Origin of the sequence: Thiothrix sp. UBA5583 (genome assembly GCA_002425225.1) — a bacterium.
Classification (GTDB): domain Bacteria; phylum Pseudomonadota; class Gammaproteobacteria; order Thiotrichales; family Thiotrichaceae; genus Thiothrix; species Thiothrix moscowensis.
The window spans coordinates 51,170-76,491 of record DILV01000011.1 but is presented as its reverse complement, the minus strand read 5'-3'; the positions used below and the strand labels follow the sequence as shown (position 1 = coordinate 76,491).

At 52.7% G+C, this 25,322-nt stretch carries 23 protein-coding genes; 7 read left to right on the top strand and 16 right to left on the bottom strand.

The annotated features are described in order from the left end of the window. Positions 1-23: 23 nt before the first annotated feature. From B2U47_RS03710 to B2U47_RS03660, 11 genes are all read right to left on the bottom strand, one after another. Positions 24-467, bottom strand: a complete 444-nt coding sequence (locus B2U47_RS03710; RefSeq protein WP_296677748.1) for a HEAT repeat domain-containing protein — start codon at positions 465-467, stop codon at positions 24-26. Beyond that, a complete protein-coding gene (gluQRS, locus tag B2U47_RS03705; protein WP_296677751.1) occupies positions 464-1,369 on the bottom strand; it encodes a tRNA glutamyl-Q(34) synthetase GluQRS in 906 nt (301 codons plus the stop codon). The genes B2U47_RS03710 and gluQRS overlap by 4 nt, the downstream gene beginning before the upstream one ends. Before the next feature lie 11 nt (positions 1,370-1,380). Next, on the bottom strand, positions 1,381-1,836 hold the full coding sequence (dksA, locus tag B2U47_RS03700; RefSeq protein WP_296677753.1) for an RNA polymerase-binding protein DksA: 456 nt from the start codon (positions 1,834-1,836) through the stop codon (positions 1,381-1,383). Between the two features lie 137 nt (positions 1,837-1,973). Next, the gene (locus tag B2U47_RS03695; protein WP_296677756.1) at positions 1,974-2,756 is read right to left on the bottom strand and encodes a zinc-ribbon and DUF3426 domain-containing protein; all 783 of its coding nucleotides are present in this window, start codon (positions 2,754-2,756) and stop codon (positions 1,974-1,976) included. A gap of 112 nt (positions 2,757-2,868) precedes the next feature. Then, entirely contained in the window at positions 2,869-3,750 is an 882-nt protein-coding gene (gene prmA / locus B2U47_RS03690) for a 50S ribosomal protein L11 methyltransferase (RefSeq protein WP_296677758.1), read from the bottom strand. Then, a complete protein-coding gene (accC, locus tag B2U47_RS03685) occupies positions 3,747-5,093 on the bottom strand; it encodes an acetyl-CoA carboxylase biotin carboxylase subunit (RefSeq protein ID WP_296677761.1) in 1,347 nt (448 codons plus the stop codon). The genes prmA and accC overlap by 4 nt, the downstream gene beginning before the upstream one ends. A 49-nt stretch (positions 5,094-5,142) precedes the next feature. Continuing rightward, positions 5,143-5,601, bottom strand: a complete 459-nt coding sequence (accB, locus tag B2U47_RS03680; protein ID WP_296677905.1) for an acetyl-CoA carboxylase biotin carboxyl carrier protein — start codon at positions 5,599-5,601, stop codon at positions 5,143-5,145. Then, positions 5,588-6,061 carry a type II 3-dehydroquinate dehydratase gene (gene aroQ / locus B2U47_RS03675; RefSeq protein WP_296677763.1) on the bottom strand — a complete coding sequence of 158 codons (474 nt, stop codon included), beginning with the start codon at positions 6,059-6,061 and terminating at the stop codon, positions 5,588-5,590. The genes accB and aroQ overlap by 14 nt, the downstream gene beginning before the upstream one ends. A gap of 107 nt (positions 6,062-6,168) precedes the next feature. After that, entirely contained in the window at positions 6,169-7,671 is a 1,503-nt protein-coding gene (locus B2U47_RS03670; protein WP_296677766.1) for a helicase HerA-like domain-containing protein, read from the bottom strand. Positions 7,672-7,737: 66 nt separating this feature from the next. Further along, entirely contained in the window at positions 7,738-8,664 is a 927-nt protein-coding gene (locus B2U47_RS03665) for a peptidoglycan-binding domain-containing protein (protein ID WP_296677768.1), read from the bottom strand. An 89-nt stretch (positions 8,665-8,753) separates the two neighbouring features. Then, positions 8,754-9,167, bottom strand: coding sequence for a hypothetical protein (locus B2U47_RS03660; protein ID WP_296677771.1), 414 nt, complete (start codon positions 9,165-9,167; stop codon positions 8,754-8,756). A gap of 141 nt (positions 9,168-9,308) precedes the next feature. Between B2U47_RS03660 and holA the strand changes: the two genes are divergently transcribed. After that, complete coding sequence (holA, locus tag B2U47_RS03655) at positions 9,309-10,334, top strand: DNA polymerase III subunit delta (protein WP_296677773.1); 1,026 nt, start codon at positions 9,309-9,311, stop codon at positions 10,332-10,334. Between the two features lie 107 nt (positions 10,335-10,441). Here holA and B2U47_RS03650 read toward each other — a convergent pair whose 3' ends face one another. Together B2U47_RS03650 and pckA are read right to left on the bottom strand one after the other, a co-directional pair. Beyond that, positions 10,442-10,774, bottom strand: a complete 333-nt coding sequence (locus B2U47_RS03650; protein WP_296677775.1) for a hypothetical protein — start codon at positions 10,772-10,774, stop codon at positions 10,442-10,444. 294 nt (positions 10,775-11,068) lie between these two features. Continuing rightward, positions 11,069-12,682: a phosphoenolpyruvate carboxykinase (ATP) gene (pckA, locus tag B2U47_RS03645; protein WP_296677776.1), complete on the bottom strand. Its 1,614-nt coding sequence runs from the start codon at positions 12,680-12,682 to the stop codon at positions 11,069-11,071. Positions 12,683-12,933: 251 nt separating this feature from the next. Here pckA and B2U47_RS03640 point away from each other — a divergent pair, with 251 nt between their 5' ends. After that, positions 12,934-14,355 (top strand): DEAD/DEAH box helicase, encoded by a 1,422-nt coding sequence (locus B2U47_RS03640; RefSeq protein WP_296677778.1) that lies wholly within the window; start codon positions 12,934-12,936, stop codon positions 14,353-14,355. Between the two features lies 1 nt (position 14,356). Here B2U47_RS03640 and creD read toward each other — a convergent pair whose 3' ends face one another. Continuing rightward, a complete protein-coding gene (creD, locus tag B2U47_RS03635; protein WP_296677780.1) occupies positions 14,357-15,727 on the bottom strand; it encodes a cell envelope integrity protein CreD in 1,371 nt (456 codons plus the stop codon). Positions 15,728-15,865: 138 nt separating this feature from the next. Next, positions 15,866-16,402 carry an SCP2 sterol-binding domain-containing protein gene (locus B2U47_RS03630; protein WP_296677782.1) on the bottom strand — a complete coding sequence of 179 codons (537 nt, stop codon included), beginning with the start codon at positions 16,400-16,402 and terminating at the stop codon, positions 15,866-15,868. 381 nt (positions 16,403-16,783) lie between these two features. Here B2U47_RS03630 and gyrA point away from each other — a divergent pair, with 381 nt between their 5' ends. The 5 genes from gyrA (at position 16,784) to rlmKL (ending at position 24,959) form a co-directional block, all read left to right on the top strand. Continuing rightward, on the top strand, positions 16,784-19,348 hold the full coding sequence (gene gyrA / locus B2U47_RS03625; protein WP_296677784.1) for a DNA gyrase subunit A: 2,565 nt from the start codon (positions 16,784-16,786) through the stop codon (positions 19,346-19,348). Positions 19,349-19,364: 16 nt separating this feature from the next. Continuing rightward, positions 19,365-20,450: a 3-phosphoserine/phosphohydroxythreonine transaminase gene (gene serC / locus B2U47_RS03620; protein ID WP_296677786.1), complete on the top strand. Its 1,086-nt coding sequence runs from the start codon at positions 19,365-19,367 to the stop codon at positions 20,448-20,450. Between the two features lie 134 nt (positions 20,451-20,584). Next, positions 20,585-21,748 carry a phosphoglycerate dehydrogenase gene (locus tag B2U47_RS03615; protein ID WP_296677789.1) on the top strand — a complete coding sequence of 388 codons (1,164 nt, stop codon included), beginning with the start codon at positions 20,585-20,587 and terminating at the stop codon, positions 21,746-21,748. Continuing rightward, on the top strand, positions 21,745-22,824 hold the full coding sequence (pheA, locus tag B2U47_RS03610) for a prephenate dehydratase (protein WP_296677791.1): 1,080 nt from the start codon (positions 21,745-21,747) through the stop codon (positions 22,822-22,824). The genes B2U47_RS03615 and pheA overlap by 4 nt, the downstream gene beginning before the upstream one ends. 23 nt (positions 22,825-22,847) lie before the next feature. Next, the gene (rlmKL, locus tag B2U47_RS03605) at positions 22,848-24,959 is read left to right on the top strand and encodes a bifunctional 23S rRNA (guanine(2069)-N(7))-methyltransferase RlmK/23S rRNA (guanine(2445)-N(2))-methyltransferase RlmL (RefSeq protein ID WP_296677794.1); all 2,112 of its coding nucleotides are present in this window, start codon (positions 22,848-22,850) and stop codon (positions 24,957-24,959) included. A gap of 21 nt (positions 24,960-24,980) precedes the next feature. Here rlmKL and B2U47_RS03600 read toward each other — a convergent pair whose 3' ends face one another. Then, positions 24,981-25,292, bottom strand: coding sequence for a BolA family protein (locus B2U47_RS03600; RefSeq protein WP_296677795.1), 312 nt, complete (start codon positions 25,290-25,292; stop codon positions 24,981-24,983). Between the last annotated feature and the right edge of the window lie 30 nt (positions 25,293-25,322).

Sequence of the window (25,322 nt, the reverse complement as noted above, 5' to 3'; positions counted from 1 at the left end):
ACCATAAAAAACCATAACATGGGCTACGTTGAAGATAATGTTACGTTTTTCAAGTGAGCCAGGGCATCTTCTGCTACCTCGCGCACCTCTGCTTCTGGGTCTTGCAGGCAGTTTTGCAGGAAAGGGTGTGCTGCTGCATCGTGGGTTAGCCCCAAATAGTGGCAGGCATCTGCGCGGATAGATGCTTTGCGGTGCATTGCCAATTTACCCAAATCTGGTATTACATGGCGCAAAACAGGTGTGCCTGCCAGATCTTCCATCACCACGCCAATGCCGATCCGCACACTGAGTTTGGTGCTCGGGCTGCCCAGCAGTTTCAGCAATACTTGCAGGGTTGCTGGTTCTTGCTGGATACGGGCAGTAACTTCGGTTGCACGTCCGGTCGATAACTGTGCGGCAAATTGCAGGTCAGTGGCATGTTCTGTCAGCGACCAGCGAGGGAAGGTTTGCCAATGAGGCGTATTCATGGGGTGAGACCATTTTTGTTGCAAGGTTGAGTGTGGATTTTGGGGACAAGTGCCATGTTCCAGTTGGCAATGCCCCAGTCCCACAAGGTGGTGGTGTCTGGAAATTCATGAGCGGCAGGGCAGGGCTGACCGAGAAAATGCAGGCAGGCAACCAGTGTTTTTACCCGGCTATGGGTGTCGATGGCAGGCGCTAGGTTTTGTTTACTTAGCTTTTGCCCTTGTGCATTGGCTGCGAGAGGGATGTGTGCGTAAGCAGGTTGGGGCAACCCCAATAGTTGTTGCAGGTAAATTTGCCGTGGTGTGTTGTCGAGCAGGTCGGCTCCCCGTACCACCTGATTGATACCCTGAAATGCATCGTCAACCACTACCGCCAGTTGATAGGCAAACAGGCCATCTGCTCGCAGAATGACGAAATCGCCCAGCTCACTTTGCAGGTCCTGACAATACTCGCCTCTTACTGCATCTGTAAAACAGATCGGCTGGTCATGGGTACGTACCCGGATGGCATGTTGATGTTTGCTAGGTACATGGGGTTGTTGGCGGCAAGTACCGGGGTAAACCCAGCCATATTCACCTGCGTGCCCCTGTTGCTGGATGTGCTTGCGCGAACAGTAACAGGGATAGGTATGGGCTTGCAGGTAGGCAAGTGCTTCGTGATAAGCAGGAATCCGCTGGTTTTGGAAAAGGATTTCATCATCCCATTCAAAGCCGTAGGCGTGCAGTGTCTGAATGATGTGATTAGCAGCACCAGGCTGTTCACGGGGTTTGTCGAGGTCTTCGATGCGCAGTAGCCATTTGCCACCTTGCTGGCGAACCGCCAGATAACTGGCGGTTGCCGCAACCAATGAGCCAAAATGCAATGACCCAGTGGGGGATGGGGCAAATCTGCCGGTGGTCAACAAGGGGGGTGTCCTCAGACAGCCATTTGTTTTTCCTTGATTTCCTGGGTAGTTTTGCAGTCGATGCAGAGTTCTGCTGTAGGGCGGACTTCCAAACGCTGCAAACCGATTTCAACACCACAGGCATCACAGTAACCGTAGTCTTCTTCGTCTAGACGGGCGATGGTTTTCTCGATTTTGCGGATCAGCTTGCGTTCACGGTCGCGGGCGCGTAGTTCCAGGGCAAATTCTTCTTCCTGGGTTGCGCGGTCAGCAGGGTCAGAAAAGTTGGTTGCATCTTCCTTCATGTGGTCAACCGTGCGGTCGACTTCTTCCATCAAGGACTTTTTCCATGCGACGAGGATGTTACGAAAATGCGCTATCTGCTTTTCGTTCATGTATTCTTCGTCGGGTTCCGGGATATAGGGCTCGATACCTTCAACTGGTAACGCTGACTTCCGTGTCATGTAGGTTACATTGTCAGTTGCCATTTTTTTCTCCAACAAGCTTAAGGGTCAAGGCTGGCGGGTTTGAATGCCACGTCAGACCTTGCGTTTGAGCAGGCATAATGACCGCAAATTTGCGGCGCGGATTATAGCCGAACTATTTGGTTAAAACACGTTATTTCTTACATAAAACGAAACTGAAACCGGACAGCTTCTTCCCCTGGATCAGAAATATTTAGTACCAATTCGCTGGGAATGCCAGTTTTCATCAGTTCACTATTAAAATTGTTTATATATTCTTCGGGCGTAAAGCGTCGTAGAGCTACCACTTCGTTACTTTTGTCCAGGAAACTGATTTCAACTAACGGGTAAGGTTGGGCAAAAACTGCGTCATTCTGGATGGATACACTAATAGTAAGGACATCCGGTGTGTTGGGGTGGGAGTAGACATTACGGCTGAGTAAATTGATTTTGCTGACATCGCGTGGAATGTGGATTTCACAGCCAAGCAAAGTACATGCTTGGCGGGTAAACGTGGCGGTCAGCGGCTGTTGAGCCAGCCAGTTGCGGCTGGTATACAGCCCCTGGAGTAGCAGAAGTAATGTCAGGGCAGCAATACCAATGTACAGAAAGCTGCGGGAACTGAACGACTTGGGGGTGGCTGTTTTGTAAGTATTTCTGTTTGCTGGTGGCTGACTTGCCGGATGCGGTATTTTTTTACTGAAAAATCCTGAGTTCTCTTGTGGGTAGGAGACTTTCTGATCAGAATTGTCTGTATCTGCCCTGAGAGCCATAACATGTTCTGTTTGGGCAAAGCGGCGCTCTTCTGGCAGGGTGGTGCTCAGGTTCTTCATGGCATCGAATATCGCGTCACATTCACCACACCGCAGCAAGCCTTGAGCCGCTGTGAGTTCTTTCATGGTAACGCGAAAAATCGCCTTGCAGTGATTACACTGTGTGTACATGACTCCATGCCATTTTGAATAGTCGCCTTATTTTAGTCGTAAAAATTCAGGAATTCACATTCAGAGGTGTAGAAAATAACACCGTAAAGGCGATTCGCGCAAAAAATGCAGATCAACGGCAAGTGCCAGAAACCCGAATCCAGTCGTCTTTTTGCTTAATAATTAGATTGTCTAATGATGGCTGATAGGCGTTGATAATGGCTTCGGTCTGTTCTGCCAAAATACCGGAAAGAATCAGTTGCCCGCCTTTGCGCAATCTGGCAAGCAACACAGGAGCCAATTCAACCAGTGGGCCAGCCAAAATGTTTGCCATTACCACATCATGGGTTTGTTGTGGCAGTGCATCCGGGTAACAGGTGTGCAGTTGAGCTAGGTCAATATGGTTGCGTTCGGCATTGTCTAGGGTGGCTTGTAGAGCCTGCGGGTCGATGTCTGTGCCGACTGCCTGTGTTGCACCCAGCTTGAGGGCTGCAATAGCCAATACTCCCGAACCACAGCCATAGTCCAGGACGGCTTTACCCGTCATGTCTTGCCCATCCAGCCATTCCAGACAGAGTGCAGTAGTGGGGTGTGTGCCTGTGCCAAAAGCGAGGCCAGGGTCGAGCAGCAGTTTTACGCTGTCATCGTCGGGTGTCTCGTACCAGCTTGGATAAATCCACAGCCGTTCACCGAAACACATTGGCTGGAAGCTATCCATCCATGCGCGTTCCCATGGCTGGTCTTCGATGGTCTCCTGTTGCAGGAAACTGATTTGCCAGTCGATTTTACGGACTTCCAGTTCCAGCAGCAGTTCGGTGAGGTCGGTGTCTTCCTCATACAGGGCAGTGACGACCAGATTGTCCCACAGGCGCATTTCGCCCGGTTTGGGTTCGAGGATCGGGTCGTCTTCCGCATCCTGCCAGGTGATGGAAACCGAACCAGCGGCCTCCATCGTATCGACGACGGTATCCTGATGGCGGGAAGTCGTGTGGCAAACCAGTTGCTGCCAACTCATTTCTTCATGCCCAGCATTTTTTCGAGGTAGTGGATGTCAGCGCCACCAGCCTGGAACGCGGCGTCTTGCATGATGCGGGTTTGCAGCGGAATATTGGTCTTAATGCCTTCCACCACCATTTCGCTGAGTGCGCCGTGCATCCGGCTGATGGCGGTCATGCGGTTTTCACCATGCACGATCAGTTTTCCGATCATGGAGTCGTAGTAAGGCGGTACGCTGTAATCGGCATAGATGTGCGAGTCTACCCGCACACCCAACCCGCCCGGTGCGTGGTAGCGGGTAATTTTGCCCGGTGAGGGGGCAAAGGTGTTGGGGTCTTCCGCATTGATACGGCATTCAATGGCGTGACCATGCGGCTTGATGTCTTGTTGGCGGATTGTCAGTTTTTCGCCTGAGGCAATTAACAATTGCTGCTTGACCAGATCCACACCAGTAATCAGTTCCGTGACCGGGTGTTCGACCTGCAAACGGGTGTTCATTTCGATGAAATAGAACTCGCCGTCTTCGTACAGGAATTCAAACGTACCCGCGCCCCGGTAGCCGATGCGGCGGCAGGCTTCGGTGACTTGTGCGCCGATGCGGGCGCGTTGCTCTTCGGTAATGCCGGGAGCAGGTGCTTCTTCCACCACTTTCTGGTTGCGTCGCTGCATCGAGCAGTCACGTTCGCACAGATGAATGGCATTACCGTAGGAATCTGCCAGTACTTGCAACTCGATATGGCGCGGGTGTTCGAGGAATTTTTCCATGAATACCACGTCATTGCCGAAAGCCGTTTTGGCTTCGGCACGGGTCATGGCTACCGCACCCACCAGTTCGTCCGGGCTGCGCACTACCCGCATCCCACGCCCACCGCCACCTCCCGTCGCCTTGACAATCAGCGGATAGCCGATACGGCTGCCCATCTGCAAAATGTCTTCCGGTGCATCAGGTGTGCCGCCTTCCGAGCCAGGCACGCAGGGTACGCCTGCGGTAATCATGGCTTCCTTGGCGCAAATCTTGTCACCCATCAGGCGGATGGTTTCGGCACGTGGGCCGATAAAGACAAAGCCGCTAGATTCAACCCGCTCAGCAAAGTCGGCGTTTTCCGACAGGAAGCCGTAGCCGGGGTGGATGGCATCCGCACCAGTCACTTCCGCTGCGCTGATGATGGCAGGGATATTCAGGTAGCTGTCAATCGAGCGGGGTGGGCCAATACAGACGGATTCGTCTGCCAGACGCACGTGTTTGAGGTCGCGGTCAGCGGTGGAATGTACCGCAACTGTCTTGATACCGAGTTCGCGGCAGGCACGCAAAATACGCAGGGCAATTTCGCCACGGTTTGCGATCAATACTTTTTTCAACATGTTGTCACCTCGAAGGTGTTACGCATCCAGAAGATGGCGGATCACAAACTTATTCAATGATGAACAGCGGTTGCCCGAATTCAACAGGTTGCTCGTTTTCAACCAGAATGGCGGCAACAACCCCTGCCTTGTCAGATTGGATCTGGTTGAGCATTTTCATGGCTTCGATGATGCACAGGGTGTCACCGACCTTGACGCTTTGCCCAACTTCAACAAAAGCCTTGGCAGTTGGAGAGGATGCCCGGTAGAAGGTTCCTACCATGGGCGATTCGACCGCATGACCAGTAGGTTTGCTGGCAACCGGTGCTTCGGGGGCTGCAATTGCCGGGCTGGCAGCAGGATGGGCTACAGGCGGGGCATAGAAGTGTTGCGGGACAGGAGCTGTTGCCATCATGCCGGAGTTGAGTCGGCTGATGCGCACGGAGTCTTCGCCTTCTTTGATCTCGATTTCAGCTACATCGCTACCTTCCAGTAGCTGGATCAGTTTTTGTATTTTACGCACGTCCATCATGAGTTAACGCCCTGTCATGTTTATTGAGTTTCTGTATGGCGGCATACAGTGCAAGTTCGTAGCCCAACGCCCCAAGCCCCAGAATCACGCCTTCTGCTATATCGGAAAGATAAGAGTGATGGCGGAAAGATTCGCGGCGGTGTACGTTAGACAGATGAATTTCGATAAAGGGGATGGCAACACCCAGCAGAGCATCCCGCAAGGCAATGCTGGTATGGGTATACGCACCAGGGTTGATCAGGATGAAATCAACCTTTTCATCCATCGCCTGATGGATGCGGTCAACCAGAGTACCTTCGGAATTGCTTTGGAAACACAGCAAGGCATGTTGTTGCTGGTTTGTCAGCGATGTCAGGCGGGTTTCAATTTCGCTCAGGGTCAGGCTGCCATAGTGACCGGGTTCACGCTTTCCCAGCAGATTCAGGTTTGGCCCATTGAGCAAGAGAATTGTCGCCATCAAACATCCGCCTTTCGTTGCAGATACCCATAAAATGGCGGCATTCTACACCGAATTGTCACGATATGCAGCAATTCGGTGTGAAAATGCAAAAAGTGCAGGGTGACTTAACGCCCCTTGAACAGGGAGCCAAGAATACCGCGCACAATTTGTGTACCGATCCGGCGACCTGCACTGGAGGTGGCAGCCTTGACGGCGTTTTTCAGCAAGCCCTCGGCAATATCGCCCATCATGCTGCTTTCTTCGCGTTTGCTGCTGGCCTCGTAACGGCGAGTAGTCTTACGTTCTGCCTCTTCCGCTTCCTGGGTGGCGGCTTCAGCGGCGGCTTGTTGCGTGCGCTTTTGCAGGATTTCATAGGCTGATTCGCGGTCAACACTGGTGTCGTAACGGCCTGCAAACGGGCTGGTACGCAACAAGTCCGAACGCTCGCCATCCGTCAGAGGGCCAATGCGTGATTGTGGCGGACGGATCATGGTGCGTTGCACGATACTGGGCGTACCTTTTTCTTCCAGCACGGAAACCAGTGCTTCGCCTACACCCATCTGCATGATGGTTTCGGCGGTGTCGATGTTCGGGTTTTGGCGGAAGGTTTCTGCCGCAGTACGCACCGCTTTCTGGTCGCGCGGGGTGAAAGCCCGCAAGGCGTGCTGGATACGGTTGCCTAGCTGCCCAAGCACAGATTCAGGTATGTCCAGTGGTGTCTGAGTAATGAAATAGACGCCAACCCCCTTGGAGCGGATCAGTTTGACCACTTGCTCGACTTTTTCCACCAGCGCTTTGGGTGCGCCGTTGAACAGCAGATGCGCTTCGTCGAAGAAAAATACCAAGCGTGGCTTGTCCATGTCGCCGACTTCGGGCAGGTTTTCAAACAGTTCGGACAGCAACCAGAGCAGGAAGGTGGCATATAGGCGTGGCGTGTTGATCAGGCGGTCAGCCGCAAGGATGTTGATGTTGCCGTAGCCGCCCGTACCCGTGCGCATGAAATCCCACAAATCCAAAGCTGGTTCACCGAAGAATTTGTCTGCCCCTTGTTGTTCCAGTACCAGTAATTGTCGCTGGATCGCGCCGATGGATGCAGAACTGACATTGCCGTACAGGTTGCTGAATTCCTTGCTGTTTTCGCCAAGAAATTGCAGCATGGCACGCAGATCTTTCAGATCCAGAAGTAACAAACCTTGTTCATCCGCAACCTTGAAGGCGATATTGAGTACTCCTTCTTGGGTATCGTTCAGATCCAGTAGCCGCGCTAGCAACAGTGGTCCCATGTCGGAAATGGTGGCACGTACCGGATGCCCGCGTTCACCGGATAAATCCCAGATGACGCTGGGGCAGCCTTCAAAGCGAAAACCTTCAATGCCGATTTTCTGGACGCGCTCGTCAACTTTGGGGTGCGGGTTGCCGGGAGTGGCAATGCCGGTCAGGTCGCCCTTGATGTCAGCCATGAACACGGGTACGCCGATGCGGGAAAAGCCTTCCGCCAGCACTTGCAGGGAGATGGTTTTACCGGTGCCGGTTGCACCTGCAATCAAGCCGTGGCGGTTGGCGAAACGCGGATTAAGGAACACTTGATGTTCGCCTTTGCCGATCAGGATGCCGGTCTGTTCTGACATGATGACTCCTTTGATTCTGGTATTTTTAAGTAAAGGACAGTGTAGCAGGAAACAACTTCCGGCTCTCTATCGCAGTTGCAGTTTTTGCAATGTTTCCAGTGTGATGGCACCACTGGCAAGCTGATTGTCTTCCTGGTAACGGGTCAGTGCGGTACGGGTAATGGAACCCAGTTCCCCATCTGTGGCTCCCTGGTAATAACCGTGCTGTTGCAGGCGTTGTTGTAATTGCACGATGTCTTCTTGCCGCAAGTGGTCTTCACACAGGGCTGGCATTTGCAACACCCGTTCCGGGCGCACTTTCTTGTGGATTGGCAGGTTTTGGGTACGGGCTTCGGTACGTGATGTGACCAGTTTGGCAGGCTCGTCCACACGGGTCAGTTTGATGGTTTCATAGACGGCGGGGATTTCCTTGCGGACTACCTGGGCAGGTTCCAGCAGGATTTTACGGGTAACAGTCACCGTTTTGGCAGGAATGATTTTCTTGACGGTGCGGGCAGGCAAGTCGACCACTTCACGGGTGATTTCCGTGTATTCTGCCGGAACTTCAAGCAGGCAATGAGCTGGAATATCCGTCTGGCTGGCTGATGCAACGGCAGGGCAGTCAGGATTCCAGCGGGTGGTGGCATCCTTGATCTTGATGCGTTTGGTTTCGGTACGGTAAGTGGCGGGCAATGTCTCGATTTCTACCCGTTCACGTTCAACTTCGACCATTTCGGTGACTTCACCGAATTTTGCCGGAATGATCTCGTAGTCAAGGTATGCATCGGCAACCTTGACCTTACGTTCACCATGACCAATCTTTACCGGTGTGGTGGTGTAGGCAGTGCTGCTCTCATGGACTGTGACTGTTTCCGTGGCAGGTTGATACAGTGCCGGAGCAATGACTTGTGACATGCAGACAGCAGATGTTTCCGCCAGTGCTGGCGGTATCAGCAATAATCCGGTAGCCAGCGACAGCCAGCGGAGCGCTTGAGGTTGAAAAATTGTGTTCATCAGCTTGTTCTTGTTGCAGGTTCATGAAATCCGGTGGGATGGATTCTAAACAAAAACAGGCGAAAAAACCCGCGTAACATTAAAAAAACTCAGTTTGTCACCGGCATGATATTACTGGTGGTTTTATCCAGATATTCTTCTGCCAGATGCATGATTTCACCGGTTAATCTGTCAACTTTTTCGATGACCCCATGCCCGTGTTTCCATACCATGCGGGTTTTGGGCAGGGCAGGTTTGAGCGGTGTTGGTTGTGTGTTGGAAAGGTTGTCCGGCAATATCAAAGGGTCGTGCCAACAGGACGGGAAGTGGGGCAGGGCTGTTTCCGGGATAAAATCCATGCGTGGTTCAAAGGCAGCAGGTTCAGCAAGTTTGCCGGTAGGCGCAAGGATGCGCCCATTGACACAATAACGGTTGGATAATGCAGCATAATGATCAGGGTGTAAGGCGCAGGCATTTTGTAGCAGACGCTGGTTGTGAAAGGTATGCCGGTTGGTAACAGTCATGGATTGCAAGCCTCGTTGCGGGAAACCTTGCCGTATTATGGAGTAAATCTGCCCGCAGGGCGTGCACAGGCTGGACAAGGCTCTATAAATTATGGATAGATGGCTGCCACATTTCCTTTATATTCCGAGACAGGTCATAACATGCAAGTCCGCGCTGAGCAGATTGAGGAACATCTTCGCCATACACTGGCTCCGGTTTACCTGATTAGTGGGGATGAGCCGCTGCAAGTGATGGAAACGGCTGATGCCATCCGTAAAGTGGCGGCAGCACGTGGTTTCAGCGAGCGTGACGTATTGAGTGTGGATGCACAATTCGACTGGAATGTGTTGTATGACGCTGCCGGGGCACTCTCCCTGTTTGCCGACAAAAAGCTGCTGGATGTGCGGATGCAGACCTGCAAGGCTGGCTTGTCTGGAACCAAAGCCTTGCAGCACTATCTGGATTACTTGCCGAGTGACAAGGTGCTGTTGCTCCAGACCGGCAAACTGGATAAAGCCTGTAAAAGTGCAGCTTGGGTAAAAAAAGTTGAACAGGTCGGGGTCATGGTACAGGTTTGGGAGTTGAATGCTGCCCAGACCCAAGCATGGATTGCGAAACGGATGCGTCATGCCGGTTTGCAACCGGATACGGAAGCGGTGCGTTACCTGACTGAACGGGTGGAGGGCAATCTGCTGGCAGCGGTACAGGAAATCGGCAAGCTGGCTTTGTTGTTTGGTCGCCAGCCTGTCTCGGCAGCAGACATCATGAATGTAGTGGCAGACAGTTCCCGTTTCAGTGTGTTTGATCTGGCAGACGCTATCCTGACGCAAGATATGCGCCGTATCCGCCACATCATGCAGGTTTTGCAGGAGGAAGACACCGCACCACCGTTACTGCTGTGGGCACTGGCTGATTTATTGCGTCAACTCTATAGTGGCTGTGAAAGTTTGCGTAGTGGTGCATCCCTGCAACCGCTACTGATGAGAATGCCCAAGCCTCGTCAGGATACTTTCCAGAAAGCATTGCGGCGCATGATGGGTGTAGACTGGACACCCCTGTTCAGCTTGGCTGCACGGCTTGACCGGCACAGTAAAGGGGTGGGGCAGGATGTTTCTCGTCATTCACAACGTTTGTGGGATGACATGCTGGAATTGGCAATGGCATTGGCGGGTAAGAGCCTTTGGTAGGTAGTCACCACATCACATTGACGATAGCTACCGGTAAAAAACCCGGAACCGGCAAAAACAGGGCAACGATTCCGGGTCTGTAGGCAGTGCGGAAAAAGACTTTTGTGTTAGTCCATCGCAATAACGATATTCACCTGACCGCTGTTGTTAACGGTGAATGTCCGGTTGCGGCTGACGTCATTCAGGGTGGCAACCGCTTTGTAAGTGCCGGGGCTGAGCGGCAAATTCAGGGAATGGCTGCGGGTACTTTTGATGACACTGTTGTTGTCAATGCGGTAAACCTTCCAGTCCACAGGGCGCATTGCCGGACCATCTTTCAGCGTAGCTACCAGATTGACGCTTCCTCCTGAACTTTCGACGGCTTGCGCCGGTACAGCCAGAAAACCTATTGCCAGACATGACACCAACATCCAATGACGTACTGCTGCTTTGACACACATAAATAACCTCCTTGTGATCCCAACTCTATGCGACCAAGCAAAGGCATTCACAATCTCTGATACTCCAGAACCTTAACCTAGCCTTAACCCTAGTATAGATGAAATTTAGTCAAAAAATATAAAAAGTAGTCAAAAATAAAAAAAATTATTGGCATGATTCGGCTATTTTTATCATTTCGAGCGTTTGACTGGTGCTGGTTGTGAGCAGACCGTACCGGCAACAGCTTTCAATGTGCATAAAAAAACCGCACTCATGGGTGCGGTTTTTATTATTCAACAACCTAATGAGAACAATTAGTCGCGCCCGACCAATGGCGCTGCTTCCCGGATGGAGTCAGCTACACCTTCACTGTACTGGGCAAAGTTCTGATGGAATGACATCGCTAATCGGCTGGCTTTATCAGTGTATGCCTGTTTATCAGTCCAGGTAGAGGATGGATCCAGAACATCGGCAGGAACGCCAGGGCAGGCAACAGGGATGTTCAGGCCGAATACAGGGTCAGTGCGGGTTTCTACATTATCCAGATCACCATTCAGGGCTGCATTGACCATACTGCGGGTATGGTGGATGTTCATGCGCTTGCCGACGCCGTAACCGCCACCTGTCCAGCCAGTATTAACCAACCAGCAGGAAACGCCGTGCTCATTGATTTTCTTGCCCAGCAAATCAGCATAAACGGATGGGTGCAATGCCATGAATGGTGCGCCAAAGCAGGTGCTGAAGGTGGCGGTGGGTTCTGTAACACCTTTTTCCGTACCGGCAACTTTGGCAGTATAGCCAGAAATGAAGTGGTACATCGCCTGTTCGGTGGTCAGCTTGGAAATCGGTGGTAGTACACCGAATGCATCGCAGGTCAGCATGATGATGTGCTTGGGATGACCGGCTTTGCCAGGGTACAGGGAACCCGGAATCTGCGTGATCGGGTAACTGGCGCGGGTGTTTTCCGTGATGCTGTTGTCATCCAGCAGCAGTTGACGGGTGTCCTCATTCATCACCACGTTTTCCAGCACAGTACCAAAAGTCTGGGTGGTCTTGTAGATCAGTGGCTCTTGCTCGGGGGACAGGTTAATGACTTTGGCATAACAACCGCCTTCCAAATTGAACACGCCATCGTCACTCCAGCCGTGTTCATCGTCACCGATCAGGGCGCGGTTCGGGTCGGCAGACAGGGTGGTTTTGCCAGTACCTGACAGGCCGAACAGGATGGCAACATCACCCGCCTGCCCCACGTTGGCAGAGGCGTGCATGGACATGATGCCACGCTGTGGCAGAAGGTAGTTGAGCACCGAGAAAATGGATTTCTTGATTTCACCGGCGTAATGGGTTCCACCAATCAGCACCAGGCCACGGGACAGGTTGACCAGGATGAATGCAGTGGAGTTTGTGCCGTGGATAGCCGGGTCAGCTTGCATGTCAGGGACATGGATGACGGTAAATTGCGGCTCGGTAATATCCAGTTTGCGCCCTAGGTCGTCCGGGCGAATAAACATATTGCGGGCAAACAGGGCGTGCCAAGCGTATTGAGTCACGATGCGGACAGGCAGTTCATCTGTTTCGCTTGCGCCTGCCAGCAAGTCCTGCACGAAGACTTCCTTGTTTGCCAGAAAGGCAGTGGCATCCGCTAGAATTTTGTCGAAATGTTCTTCGGAAATGGCTTTGTTGACTTTGCCCCACCACACTTTGTCGTGTGAACCGGCATCATCCACCGTAAATTTGTCGTTGGGGGCACGTCCGGTAAAGGTTCCTGTGTAGGCCACGAATACGCCATCTGTACTGATTTTGCCTTCCTGGCGGTTAAGTGCTTGTTCGTACAGCACAGGAGATGACTGGTTCCAGTAAATGTTTTTCAGATTCTGGATACCCAAAGTACTGGCAAGGTGCTGTGCCAGCGTGGCTGTTGTGTTCATGTGTCGCCTCCGGTAGCGCGTCTAAATGTCGACAATCTTCGCGAAATATAAAAAGAGGCGTCGAATGATAAGCTAATGTGTCGACTTTTGAAATACATAAGTCCTGATTTTCATCAGTAAAACCTAATATTGTCGACAGGCGGGAATTGCCTTGTCGACATTTGGTCTATTGATGTTAGTTTCAGAAAATTAGCAGGCAATTTGACTTGCTTTTTGTCACTGCCATGCACTCAGTGTGGTATTCTCCGCAGATGGAAAATTTCTACTTAAGTCAAACACGTTTCGATCATTTCCCGCTGGATGAGCGTCTACTAGCTTCCGTCCGCGAGGCGGGATTTGAGTTTTGTTCCCGTATTCAGGCTGAGACTTTGCCCTTAGCGTTGTCAGGTCGGGATGTGGCAGGTCAGGCGCAAACTGGTACGGGCAAAACCGGCGCATTTCTGATTGCCGTCTTTCAGCATCTGTTGAAAAATCCTTTGCCGGAAGCACAAGCAGGTTGCGTGCGCTGCATTATTCTGGCGCCTACTCGTGAGCTGGCAATCCAGATCGCGCGGGATGCCGAGGAACTGGGCAAGCATACGGGGTTGCGTTCCGTATTGGTCTACGGTGGGGCGGGTTATGAAAAGCAGCGCCGCCAGTTTGAGCAGCCGGTGGATGTGCTGATTGGTACGCCGGGGCGGGTCATTGATTACTGGAAACAGCAGGTTTTTACCCTGAAATATGCGCAGGCAATGGTGCTGGATGAGGCTGACCGCATGTTCGACATGGGTTTCATTCAGGATGTGCGTTATCTGATGCGCAAGTTGCCACCGCCGACCCAGCGCCTGAACATGCTGTTTTCTGCCACGCTTTCCCAGCGGGTGCTGGAACTGGCGTATGAACACATGAACAACCCACAGCAGGTGACAATAGAAGCAGAGTCTGTGCGGGCTGACAATATTGTCGAGCATGTGTATTTTCCGGCCAATGAGGAAAAGGTTCCGCTATTGATTGGCCTGATCCGCAAGCACAAGCCGTTTCGGGCGATTGTATTCGTCAATACCAAACATATTGCTGAGCGGATTGACGATTATTTGCGTGGCAATGGCATCAGTTCTGAGCTGATTTCCGGGGATGTACGCCAGAGCAAGCGTGAAAAACTGCTCAAGGCATTCGAGTCAGGCGAATTCCAGGTGCTGATTGCGACCGATGTGGCTGCACGTGGTTTGCACATTCCAGATGTTACCCATGTGTTCAATTTCGATTTGCCACAACTGGCGGAAGACTATGTACACCGTATTGGGCGTACCGCACGCGCAGGGGCATCAGGAGAAGCGCACAGCTTTGCCTGTGAAGATACTGCTTTTTATCTGCCGGAAATCGAGGCATATACCGGCAAGCCGATTCCGGTTGAAAAGATCAGTGCAGACTTGCTGCCTGCCGATTTGCAACGCCCGCAGCGTGTTCAGCGGGAACGTGCTGGACAGCATCCGCGTGATGGCAAGCGTCCGGCTCGTCGTAGCAGTCCCCCGCAAAGATCATCGCAGGGCGGTAGCAAGCCGAAAGTTGTCGCAGCAGAAGCACCCGCGCCAACGAGTGAGGTTGTGCGTGATGGTGGGGCTGATGCGCAAAAACGGCGCAGGCGCAGACGCCGCCCGCCTGCTTCATCCGGGTCTGCGTCTGGCGCAGAGTGAGTCAGTCAGCCGCTTTGAGATGGCGCGTGGCAATCATCATCAGGAATGTTACCGCCGTCAGCAGACCAACCCCCGCCATCAAGGTATAGCTTGTCATTTCTCTTAGCCAGAACAGCCCCGCATACAGCGATGCCAGCAACAACAACATGCCAAATGCACTGAATCTGCTGCGCAGGATGCTGCCCGTATATATGCTGATTGTCAGTGCGGTCAGGGTTGCTGCTACCAGATAGGCGTACAGGAACCCAATTTGTTCTGCCAGTGCCAGCAAGATCAGGAAAAACGCCAACAAGCCCATAGCAACCAGCCCATAGTGCAGCAGGTGCAAACGCCGCTTGATACGTTGCTCCGCCGCCAGCAACAGCATGAAAGCCAGCCCGATGAACACCCCTCCAAAGGGAACTAGATGCAGGATTTGCGGGTAAAGCGATGACTTTTCATGAAAGTTGACACCAATCAGGAAATTTTCCAGCGAATAGCTTTGCTTGCCGTCGAGTATCCAGTATTGCGGATAGTCGCGTACCAGATGCGGAATTTCCCATTCTGCATTAAAGCCTTGTTCGCTGGTTTCCTGCTTACCCGGCAACAAACTGCCCTGAAAGTTCGGGTAAAGCCAGCTTGAACTCATGCGTACCTTGCTGGATTCTCCCAGGGGGGCAAAAAATAGACCATCACTGCCACGCAGGTTCAGGTTGAGTTTGAACTCATGGGTGGCTGCGCTGTTTTCTTCTGCAGGCAAAGGTGCGTGAAAACCGTTGGGCAGCAAACTGAGCAGGCGCGTTCCCGGTTGCAGGGCAATGCGTTCATCTTTCCAGAAAAAACTGGAGGCGATGTCCAGTGCCTTGGTATCGCTGACGCCAACCATGACGTATGCCTTGTCCCATTGGATACGCCGTTCACCTTCATCAGCCCCCAGCAACACCGCATGATCAAACTGCCCGGTCAGACTGATATTTGCGTTGTAGAGGAGGGCGTTGTGCATTCCTTGTTGCTGGTATTCTTCTTTAATGTCGGTACGGATTTCCAGGTTTTTGGGTAACAGGATGGCAGTACGATCGTTGTAAAAGTCCTTGCTGACTACGCTGCTTTGCCCATTGGCATCGGTAACGGTGTCAACATTGGTAAAATGTTCGACATATGGCACGACCAGTACCGGGCCAATCACAACCTGCCGTTCTCCCCAATGATGAGCGATGGTTTGCAGAGCTGCCTGTTGATCGTTACTGCGTTGCTGAACAATGCCTTTAATAGGGAAAAGCAAGAGTGCAGCCAGTAGCCCCAACAGGCTGACGAGCAGGATACGCAGGATCAGGGAACGGGATAGCTTGCACAGAGGGGAGGTCGTTGCTGGTGGTTGATGTTGTTCGGACATGATTAATTCTTGTTGCAATCGTGATGGGGCAACTATAGCACGCTTGCCCGGTGTTGCACTGTTTGCGCAGAGTAAAGTCAAAGCAGCCTGACAATTTTCATCATCAGGCCGTTTGTTGTGCAGGGTTATTGCAGGATTTTACTGGGTTTTGCACTCGGTTTTATTGCCTGGCACTTTGCCAGTCAGTTTGAGGAAACTTTCAAACGGGGACATAACTTTCATGGCTTCCATCTTGGGGCCTTTGAAATTGAGCTTGCCGGACATCATGGCTCCCATCGCTCCACAGCCAAAGTCGCCATTGCCCATGCATGTCCAGTCGGTATCTTTGGCGTGCATCAGATAGTCGACATCAAAATTCATGGCTTTGCCATCGGTGGCTCCGCCGTAGTTGCACATGGCTTTGTTACCTTGCAGACTAATGTTCAGTTGCACCTTGCTGGCTTCGCCGCAGCTTGTGCGATACATCTGTATGAGTTTATAGCCTCTGCCTGCATCGTTTTTTATCCATGAATAGCCGTCGGTATCCATCAGTCCGGCAGTTAATGTTGCGTCTGTATTCCAGGCATCACAGGCTTGTTTTGCCCAAGCTGCATCCATGAATTCACCAGCCTGAGCCTGCGTGGTGGATACCACAGCCAGCAGGCACAGGCTGCTGAGTGACAATTGTTTGAACATATAAAAAATACCTCCTCTCGATTAATATTGAAATTCCCAATGCTAAGTATTGGGAATTCATGGAGTGGTATAGCAAAGAAACCTTGGTAGGGGAAGTGGAATTCTACAAAGGGCAACTGGATGGGTTATCTTGTTGTCACGGCAGAAATTTTTTAGCGCAGTCATGTAACAGGCTCTAGGAATCTATATTAGATCATGCTAATATTAAGGCCACACTTACACACACATAGCTAATCATAAAAAACACATTCCCTCACTACACACTACTCCGGGCGTCAGGACGATGCCCTATTTTCTTTTCCGTCAAGACAGCAACATAGCGCACAAGCAGGCATCTTTCTGATATAATCCCGCACTTCTGTTTTATGCGATCGAACAATAATGACGGCCACATTTGCCAAGGAAATTCTTCCTGTAAACCTCGAAGATGAAATGCGCAAGTCCTACTTGGACTACGCCATGAGTGTCATCGTCGGACGTGCGTTACCCGATGTGCGGGATGGACTAAAGCCAGTCCACCGGCGTGTTCTTTTCGCCATGAGCGAATTGGGTAACGAGTGGAACAAACCCTACAAGAAATCGGCACGTATCGTCGGTGACGTGATCGGTAAATACCATCCACATGGTGACACTGCTGTTTACGATACGGCGGTACGTATGGCGCAACCGTTTTCACTGCGCTACATGCTCATCGACGGTCAGGGCAACTTTGGCTCGGTGGATGGTGACGCGCCCGCTGCGATGCGTTACACCGAAATCCGTATGTCGAAGATTGCCCACGAGTTGCAACTCGACATCGACAAGGAAACCGTTGATTTCGTCCCCAACTACGACGGCAATGAACGTGAACCTTCGGTGTTTCCGACCCGCTTGCCCAATTTGCTGATTAACGGTTCATCCGGTATCGCGGTGGGGATGGCAACCAATATTCCACCCCATAATCTGACTGAAACCGTCAATGCCTGCCTGGCACTGCTGGCAGACCCGGATATGGACATCAGCGACCTGATGACCTACCTGCCGGGGCCTGATTTCCCTACTGCGGGCATCATCAACGGCGCACGTGGTATCCGCGAAGCCTACCGTACCGGCAAAGGGCGCATCTACGTCCGTGCTCGTGCTGAAATCGAAGTGGATAGCCGTACCAGCCGCGAAACCATCATCGTTACCGAGTTACCGTATCAGGTCAACAAAGCGCGTTTGCTGGAAAAAATCGCCGAACTGGTGAAAGAGAAAAAGCTCGAAGGCATCTCCGAATTGCGCGACGAGTCCGACAAGGACGGGATGCGCATGGTGATCGAACTCAAGCGCGGCGAATCCGGCGAAGTGATCCTGAACAACCTCTACAAGCAAACCCAGATGCAGAGCGTGTTCGGCATCAACATGGTTGCGCTGGTAGATGGTCAGCCGCGCTTGCTGAACTTGAAAGAAGTGCTGGAAGCCTTCCTGCGCCACCGCCGTGAAGTCGTGACCCGCCGTACCATTTTTGAAGTGCGCAAGGCACGCGAACGGGCACACATTCTGGAAGGTTTGGCGATTGCACTTTCTAACATCGACGAAATCATTGATCTGATCAAGGCTGCCCCTAGCCCTGCCGATGCCAAAATCGGCTTGCTGGCGCGTGCGTGGAATCCGGGCATTGTCACTGACATGTTGACCCGTTCTGGTGCGGATACCTGCCGCCCGGATGATTTACCCGCGCAATACGGTATCCACCCTGATGGTTACTGGCTGTCAGAAGTGCAAGCCCAAGCCATTCTTGACCTGCGTCTGCACCGTTTGACTGGTCTGGAAAAGGACAAAATCCTTGCCGAATACCGCGAATTACTCGATAAAATCGCCGATTTGCTGGAAATCCTTGCCAATCCTGACCGTTTGATTCAAGTAATCCGCGATGAATTGCTGCTGGTACGTGATACCTACGGTGACAAGCGCCGCACCGAAATTAATGTGGTCGGCGAAGACCTGAGTATGGAAGATCTGATTGCCGACGAGGAAGTCATGGTCACGCTTTCGCACGCCGGTTATGCCAAAGCGCAAACCCTTGACACTTACCGGGCGCAGAAGCGTGGCGGGCGAGGCAAGGCCGCTACCGCGATGAAAGACGAAGATTTCATCGAAAAACTGTTCGTTGCCAGTATGCATGACACTTTGCTGTGCTTCTCCAGCCGTGGGCGCATGTACTGGTTGAAAGTCTACCAGTTACCGATGGGCGGACGTGGTGCACGCGGCAAACCGATGGTCAACCTGCTGCCACTGGAAGAGGGCGAACGTATCAATGCTGTACTGCCAATCCGTGAATACGCCGAAGACAAATACATCTTCATGGCAACTTCCGAAGGTACGGTGAAAAAGACCCCACTGACCGAATTCTCACGTCCACGTACTGCCGGGATTATCGCGGTGGATTTGCGTGATGGTGACAAACTGGTGGATGTAGCTGTCACCAATGGCGACAACGACGTGATGCTGTTCAGCACCTCGGGCAAGGCTATCCGCTTCCATGAATCTGATGTGCGGGCGATGGGGCGTACTGCCGCAGGGGTACGAGGCATCCGTATGGATGATGGTCAGGAAGTCAATGCGCTGATCATTGTCGGTGAAGGTGAGTTGCTGATTGCCACCGAAAACGGCTACGGCAAGCGCACCCGTGTGGATGAATTCTCTGCGCAAGGGCGTGGCGGGCAGGGTGTGATCGCTATCCAGACTTCCGAACGCAATGGTAATGCGGTGGGGGCGGTGCAGGTCAAGGACGAGTGCCAGATTATGCTGATTACCGATGGTGGCACGCTGGTGCGCACGCCGGTTGCGGATGTTTCCATCGTCGGGCGCAATACCCAGGGCGTGACCCTGATCCGCCTCAACGAAGGTGAGAAACTGGTGCAGATTGCACCAATTCTGACCGATAGCAACGAAGATTCACTTGAAGAAACTGCTGAGGAATAGGAGCTAAAGTACTATTATGACGAGAGTATTCAATTTCAGCGCAGGCCCTGCCATGTTGCCACAGTCTGTCCTTGAACAAGCTCAAGCCGAAATGCTCGACTGGAACGGTAGCGGCATGTCGGTGATGGAAATGAGCCATCGGGGCAAGGAATACATGTCCATCGCGGCACAGGCAGAAGCCGATTTGCGTGAAATCATGGGTATTCCGTCGAACTACAAGGTGCTGTTCCTGCAAGGTGGAGCCAGCAGCCAGTTTGCGATGATCCCGATGAACCTGTTGCGTGGCAAAACCACGGCCGATTACGTCGATACCGGCGACTGGTCAGTCAAAGCAATCAAGGAAGCCAAAAAATATGGCAATGTGAATGTGGTCGCTTCCAGCAAGGAAGGCAATTACACCAGTGTACCGGCTTTCGATAGCTGGAAATGCGACCCGGATGCGGCTTACCTGCATTACACCCCGAACGAAACCATCCGTGGGGTGGAATTCCCGTTTGTGCCAGCAAGCGGCGATGTGCCTTTGGTGGCGGACATGTCGTCCACTATCCTGTCACGCCCATTGGATGTTAGCCAGTTTGGGTTGATCTATGCGGGTGCACAGAAGAATATTGGCCCTGCGGGTTTGACCATCGTGATTGTGCGTGAAGATTTGATTGGGGGAACCATTGCCGGTACACCGACCATGTTCGATTACAAAATCCATGCTGACAATGAATCCATGTACAACACCCCATCAACCTATGCGTGGTATTTGTCCGGGCTGGTGTTCCAGTGGATCAAGCAGCAAGGCGGTCTGGCAGGCATGGCGGCTCTTAACGAACGCAAAGCACAGAAACTGTACAGTGCCATCGAAGCATCTGGCGGTTTCTACAATAGCCCGGTTGCCGTTGACTGCCGTTCGTGGATGAATGTGCCGTTCACGCTGGCGAATGCCGACCTCGACAAGCCGTTCCTGAGTGAAGCGGCCAAAGTGGGTTTGACTACCCTGAAAGGCCACCGTTCGGTTGGTGGAATGCGTGCCAGCATCTACAACGCCATGCCGGAAGCAGGTGTGGATGCGCTGGTTAGCTTTATGCGGGACTTTGCGCAAAAGAACGGGTAAGAACCCCTCACCCCAACCTCTCTCCCTCAAGGGGAGAGGGGAACAAGATCAAAATTGACAAGCCTCTTCTCTTAGCCCCTCTCCCCTTGAGGGAGAGGGGTTGGGGTGAGGGGTAAAACCACAGGATGTGCCCCATGTATAAAATTCAAACCCTAAACACTATTTCTGCCAAAGGCTTGAACCGCCTGCCTGCCGACCGTTACAACGTTTCTGACAACCAGCCCGAGGCTGACGCCATTTTGCTGCGTTCTTTCAAACTGCATGATTACCCGTTTTCTGACAACTTGCTGGCGGTGGCTCGTGCCGGGTCGGGCACAAATAATGTGCCGATTGCTGCCTTGTCTGAAAAGGGGGTGGTCGTGTTCAATGCTCCTGGAGCTAATTCCAACGCGGTCAAGGAGCTGGTAATTGCAGGAATGTTGATGGCTTGCCGCAATATCAGCCCTGCGCTGAATTTTGTGCGCAATCTTCAGGGAACAGACGAAGAAATTTTGGTCAATGCTGAAAAAGGCAAGAAAAACTTTAGTGGTTTCGAGCTTCCCGGCAGAACGTTAGGCGTGGTCGGGTTGGGGGCAATCGGGGTCAGGATCGCCAATGCTGCCCGTAGCCTTGGCATGAACGTGATCGGCTATGACCCCACCATTACCATTGAACGTGCCTGGCAACTGGATGCGGATGTGGAAGCAGCTCCCAATATTGATACCTTGCTTGCCCAGGCCGATTTCATCACTTTCCACGTTCCTCTGATCGACAGCACCCGCAACCTGATCAATGCCGACAGCCTGCACAAACTCAAGGATGGGGTGGTGCTGCTCAATTTTGCCCGTAACGGCATCCTTGATGATAGTGCGGTACTGGCAGGGTTGGAAAGCGGCAAGGTTTATGCTTATGTGTGCGATTTTCCCAGCAACCTGTTGCGCACCAATCCACGGGTGGTGGCATTGCCGCACCTAGGGGCGACTACCCGCGAAGCAGAGGAAAATTGTGCCATCATGGTGGCTGATCAGGTGCGTGATTACCTCGAAAACGGTAATATCTGCAATTCCGTCAACTTGCCGAATGTGAAACTGCGGCGCACCGGGCTGGCACGTATTGCCGTGGTGAACCGTAATAACCCGGATATGCTGGGTAAAATTTCGCATGTGTTAGGGCAGGCTGGCGTCAATATCGCCCACATGCTGAATGATTCCAAAGGCAATATGGCTTATACGCTGATGGATGTGGATTCTGCCGTGGGTGATGATACCCTGGCAGCATTAGCCGCCATCCCCGGAGTCCTGAAGGTACGGTTATTATGAGTGAAGGGCTGGCAGCCTTGCGTGAACGTATTGACACGCTGGATACGCAAATTCTGGAATTGTTGAATGCACGCGCCCGCTGTGCCGAAGAAGTTGCGCATATCAAACTGGCGGAAGACCCCAATGCCAAATTCTACCGCCCGGAACGTGAGGCGCAAATCCTCGCGCGGATGCAGGCGCTGAATGAAGGGCCGCTGCGCAATGAGCAAATTACCCACTTGTTCCGTGAAATCATTGCTTCCTGCCTTGCCCTGGAAGAGTCGATGCGCATTGCCTATCTGGGGCCTGCGGGAACATTCACCCAGGAAGCCACCTTCAAGCATTTCGGCATGAGCGTTGCCACTTTGCCGGTGGATTCGATCCCGCAAGTGTTTCGTGAAGTGGAAGCGGGCAGGGTACGCTACGGGGTTGTGCCGATTGAAAATTCCACTGAGGGTGTGGTGAACCACACGCTGGATATGTTTGTGCAATCGGGCTTGCGCATTTGCGGGGAAGTGAGCTTGCGCATCCATCAAAACCTGATGTGCCTGAATGCGGATTGGCGCAATGTGCAAAAGGTGTATGCCCATGTGCAATCATTGGCACAGTGCCGTTACTGGCTGGACAAACACCTGCCGCAAGCAGAACGCATTCCGGTCAGTAGCAATGCCGAAGCCGCGCGTTTGGCGTCACTGGATGCCTGTGCTGCGGCAATTGGTAGCCGTCAGGCTGCACCGATTTATGGTTTGCAGATGGCACAGGAAAGTATCGAAGATAACCCAAACAACACCACCCGTTTCCTCATTATCGGTGATCAAACCGTCTCACCGAGTGGCAATGACCGCACGTCGTTGCTGGTTTCCACTCGCAATCAGCCAGGTTCGTTGTATCACTTGCTGAAACCGCTGGCGGAAAATGGGGTGGACATGACGCGCATTGAATCGCGTCCTTCCAAAACCACCAACTGGGAATACCTGTTCTTCCTTGATGTGCGTGGGCATGAGCAGGACGCGCCGATCCGCAAGGCACTGGATGCATTGCGCAGCGAAGCTGAAGTTATCAGGGTGCTGGGGTCATATCCGGTCGCCATCATGTAGGCTACATTAACCCGGTTTTCCCGATGCAAGCAGACAATACGGATTCTTTCTCATGGTTTTTTGCCTGTCCGCAGTTTATTGAGCCGTTACTGGCTGATGAATTGCTGGCTCTTGGGGCTGAACAGGTCAAAATCGGTCATGCCGGGGTGCAAGCCAGCGGCGATTTGCGCTTTGGTTACAATGTCATGCTGTGGAGCCGCCTTGCTTCCCGCGCCACCCTGCAACTGGCTCAAGGTTTTGGCAAGGATCAGACTGAGCTGCAAGCCCTGTTGCATTCCATTCCCTGGGATCAGCATGTGCGCCCGGATGGCACGCTCAAGGTGCGTTTTTTCGGTCTGAACGACGACATCCGCAATACCCAGTTTGGGGCGCAGTGGGTCAAGGATCAGATCGGCGACCAGTTCCGCAGCAAGCACGGTGAACGCCCCAGTGTCAGCAACAGCCCGGACATTGTGGTGGTGGTTAACCTGCACAAGGGTAATGCCAGTATTGGTCTGGAACTCAACCAGCAGAGCCTGCATCAGCGTGGCTACCATGACCCGGATGCACATCTGCCCCTGCGTGAAAACTTGGCCTGCGCCATTCTGACCCGTGCCGGTTGGCCTGTCATGCTGACCAGTGATGCGGCTCATCTGTCGCTGTTTGATCCGCTGTGCAGTAGCAGTACCCTGTTGATCGAAGGCGCATTGATGGCGTTCGACATTGCTCCCGGCCTGTTGCGCGGCAAAACAGTCGCTGACCGCTGGTTAGGCCATGACGCTGCACTGTGGTTAACCTTGCGTGAGCAAGCCCGGCAACGCCAGCAAACCGGCCTCGCCAATGCCAACCGCTTCAGTTTCGCGGCTGAAGGCAACCCCGCAGCTCTGTTCAATGTGAGGACTGACTGGCAGGCTGCCGGTTTGCCGGTATCCTGCCTGCTCCCTGCTTCCCCTGATAGTGCAGGCATGGTCATTACCCTGTTGCCTTATGAGGAAACCAGCACTGCTGTAGCCCTGCGCCCTGCCTACCAGCAGCTAGGCCAGCGTCTTGCTGCACTGCCGGAAGGTTTCCGGGGCGGCATTTTTTGTGATGCTGCCGCCCCGTTTCCCCTAACGGAACTGTTCTATAGCAAGGAATACCGTTTCCTTAACAGTGAAGCCGAATGCAAGCTCTACACGCTGGATCGACTGGTGCAGAAGGAACGCCCCGCTGTTCTGTTTGCTGACGATTTGGCAAACCGTATTGGCAAAAACCTGCGCAAGCTGAAACCTTTCATCAAGCGTGGGCATACCAATGCTTATCGTGTTTATGATGCAGACATTCCCGAATATGCCATTGCCGTTGACCGCTATGCTGACTGGTTGCATGTGCAGGAGTATGCCCCGCCGAAAACCATTGACGAAAAAACCGCGCAACAGCGGCTGGAACAGGCATTGATGACTCTGCCTGAGGCGCTGGGCGTGCGCCCTGACCATATTGTGCTGAAACAGCGCAAACAGCAGAAAGGCCGCAACCAGTATGAAAAACAGGGCAGGGCAGAACAGGCACTGACTGTCAGCGAGTACGGGGTCAAGCTCAAGGTCAACCTGACCGATTATCTGGATACAGGGCTATTCCTCGACCACCGCCCGATGCGTTACTGGATGCAGCAACATGCCAGCGGCAAAGCCGTGCTCAACTTGTTCTGCTACACCGGAACGGTCAGTGTGCACGCGGCTGTCGGTGGGGCAACGCGGGTTGATAGTGTGGATATGTCAGCTACCTATCTCGACTGGGCGGAAGACAATTTTGCCCTGAATGGTTTGCGTCTTGATCCTTACAAATACCGTTTCGTCCAAGCCAACGCGCTTGAATGGCTGGAACGTTGCAAAAGCCGTTATGACCTGATTTTTCTGGATCCGCCAACCTTCAGCAATTCCAAACGCATGGATGATGTGTTTGATGTGCAACGTGACCATGTGCAATTGATCCGCGACTGTATGCGTTTGCTGGAAAAAGACGGGACGCTGGTGTTTTCCAACAATTTCCGCAAATTCAAACTTGATCCGGGTATTGAGCGTGCGTATGCAGTACAGGATTACCGGCTGCAATCCCTACCGGAAGATTTTCAGCGTGACCCCAAAATTCACGGTTGCTGGCTAATCCGTCACAAATGACGGGATACTGGCATGAGCCTGTTATTTACCGCCACCCATGCACAAGGGTGAATCCGCCACCTTGCCTGCCTTGGCAAAATACTCATCCGGTGTCAGGGTGTGCAAGGCCAGTGCGTGAATCTTGCCGCTGAGTTCTTCTGCCAGAATGCCATTAATCTGTCGATGGCGTGCAATCAGCATTTTCCCATTGAACTGGCTGCTGACAACCGTCACCTTGAAGTGCGACTCGGAGTCGGGAGGCACGTTGTGCATATGACTTTCATTGACGACTTCGAGGAAGTCGGGCTGCATGGCTTGCTGGATTTTCTGCTCAATCTGGGTCTGGATGCTCATGGTAGTCCGGTTGAGATTAACGATGATTAA

Bases quoted from the DNA above. Each gene is read 5' to 3' on its own strand.
- B2U47_RS03710 (WP_296677748.1), bottom strand. From the start codon at position 467: ATGAATACGCCTCATTGGCAAACCTTCCCTCGCTGGTCGCTGACAGAA.
- dksA (WP_296677753.1), bottom strand. From the start codon at position 1,836: ATGGCAACTGACAATGTAACCTACATGACACGGAAGTCAGCGTTACCA.
- B2U47_RS03695 (WP_296677756.1), bottom strand. From the start codon at position 2,756: ATGTACACACAGTGTAATCACTGCAAGGCGATTTTTCGCGTTACCATG.
- prmA (WP_296677758.1), bottom strand. From the start codon at position 3,750: ATGAGTTGGCAGCAACTGGTTTGCCACACGACTTCCCGCCATCAGGAT.
- accC (WP_296677761.1), bottom strand. From the start codon at position 5,093: ATGTTGAAAAAAGTATTGATCGCAAACCGTGGCGAAATTGCCCTGCGT.
- accB (WP_296677905.1), bottom strand. From the start codon at position 5,601: ATGGACGTGCGTAAAATACAAAAACTGATCCAGCTACTGGAAGGTAGC.
- aroQ (WP_296677763.1), bottom strand. From the start codon at position 6,061: ATGGCGACAATTCTCTTGCTCAATGGGCCAAACCTGAATCTGCTGGGA.
- B2U47_RS03670 (WP_296677766.1), bottom strand. From the start codon at position 7,671: ATGTCAGAACAGACCGGCATCCTGATCGGCAAAGGCGAACATCAAGTG.
- B2U47_RS03665 (WP_296677768.1), bottom strand. From the start codon at position 8,664: ATGAACACAATTTTTCAACCTCAAGCGCTCCGCTGGCTGTCGCTGGCT.
- B2U47_RS03660 (WP_296677771.1), bottom strand. From the start codon at position 9,167: ATGACTGTTACCAACCGGCATACCTTTCACAACCAGCGTCTGCTACAA.
- holA (WP_296677773.1), top strand. From the start codon at position 9,309: ATGCAAGTCCGCGCTGAGCAGATTGAGGAACATCTTCGCCATACACTG.
- B2U47_RS03650 (WP_296677775.1), bottom strand. From the start codon at position 10,774: ATGTGTGTCAAAGCAGCAGTACGTCATTGGATGTTGGTGTCATGTCTG.
- pckA (WP_296677776.1), bottom strand. From the start codon at position 12,682: ATGAACACAACAGCCACGCTGGCACAGCACCTTGCCAGTACTTTGGGT.
- B2U47_RS03640 (WP_296677778.1), top strand. From the start codon at position 12,934: ATGGAAAATTTCTACTTAAGTCAAACACGTTTCGATCATTTCCCGCTG.
- creD (WP_296677780.1), bottom strand. From the start codon at position 15,727: ATGTCCGAACAACATCAACCACCAGCAACGACCTCCCCTCTGTGCAAG.
- B2U47_RS03630 (WP_296677782.1), bottom strand. From the start codon at position 16,402: ATGTTCAAACAATTGTCACTCAGCAGCCTGTGCCTGCTGGCTGTGGTA.
- gyrA (WP_296677784.1), top strand. From the start codon at position 16,784: ATGACGGCCACATTTGCCAAGGAAATTCTTCCTGTAAACCTCGAAGAT.
- serC (WP_296677786.1), top strand. From the start codon at position 19,365: ATGACGAGAGTATTCAATTTCAGCGCAGGCCCTGCCATGTTGCCACAG.
- B2U47_RS03615 (WP_296677789.1), top strand. From the start codon at position 20,585: ATGTATAAAATTCAAACCCTAAACACTATTTCTGCCAAAGGCTTGAAC.
- pheA (WP_296677791.1), top strand. From the start codon at position 21,745: ATGAGTGAAGGGCTGGCAGCCTTGCGTGAACGTATTGACACGCTGGAT.
- rlmKL (WP_296677794.1), top strand. From the start codon at position 22,848: ATGCAAGCAGACAATACGGATTCTTTCTCATGGTTTTTTGCCTGTCCG.
- B2U47_RS03600 (WP_296677795.1), bottom strand. From the start codon at position 25,292: ATGAGCATCCAGACCCAGATTGAGCAGAAAATCCAGCAAGCCATGCAG.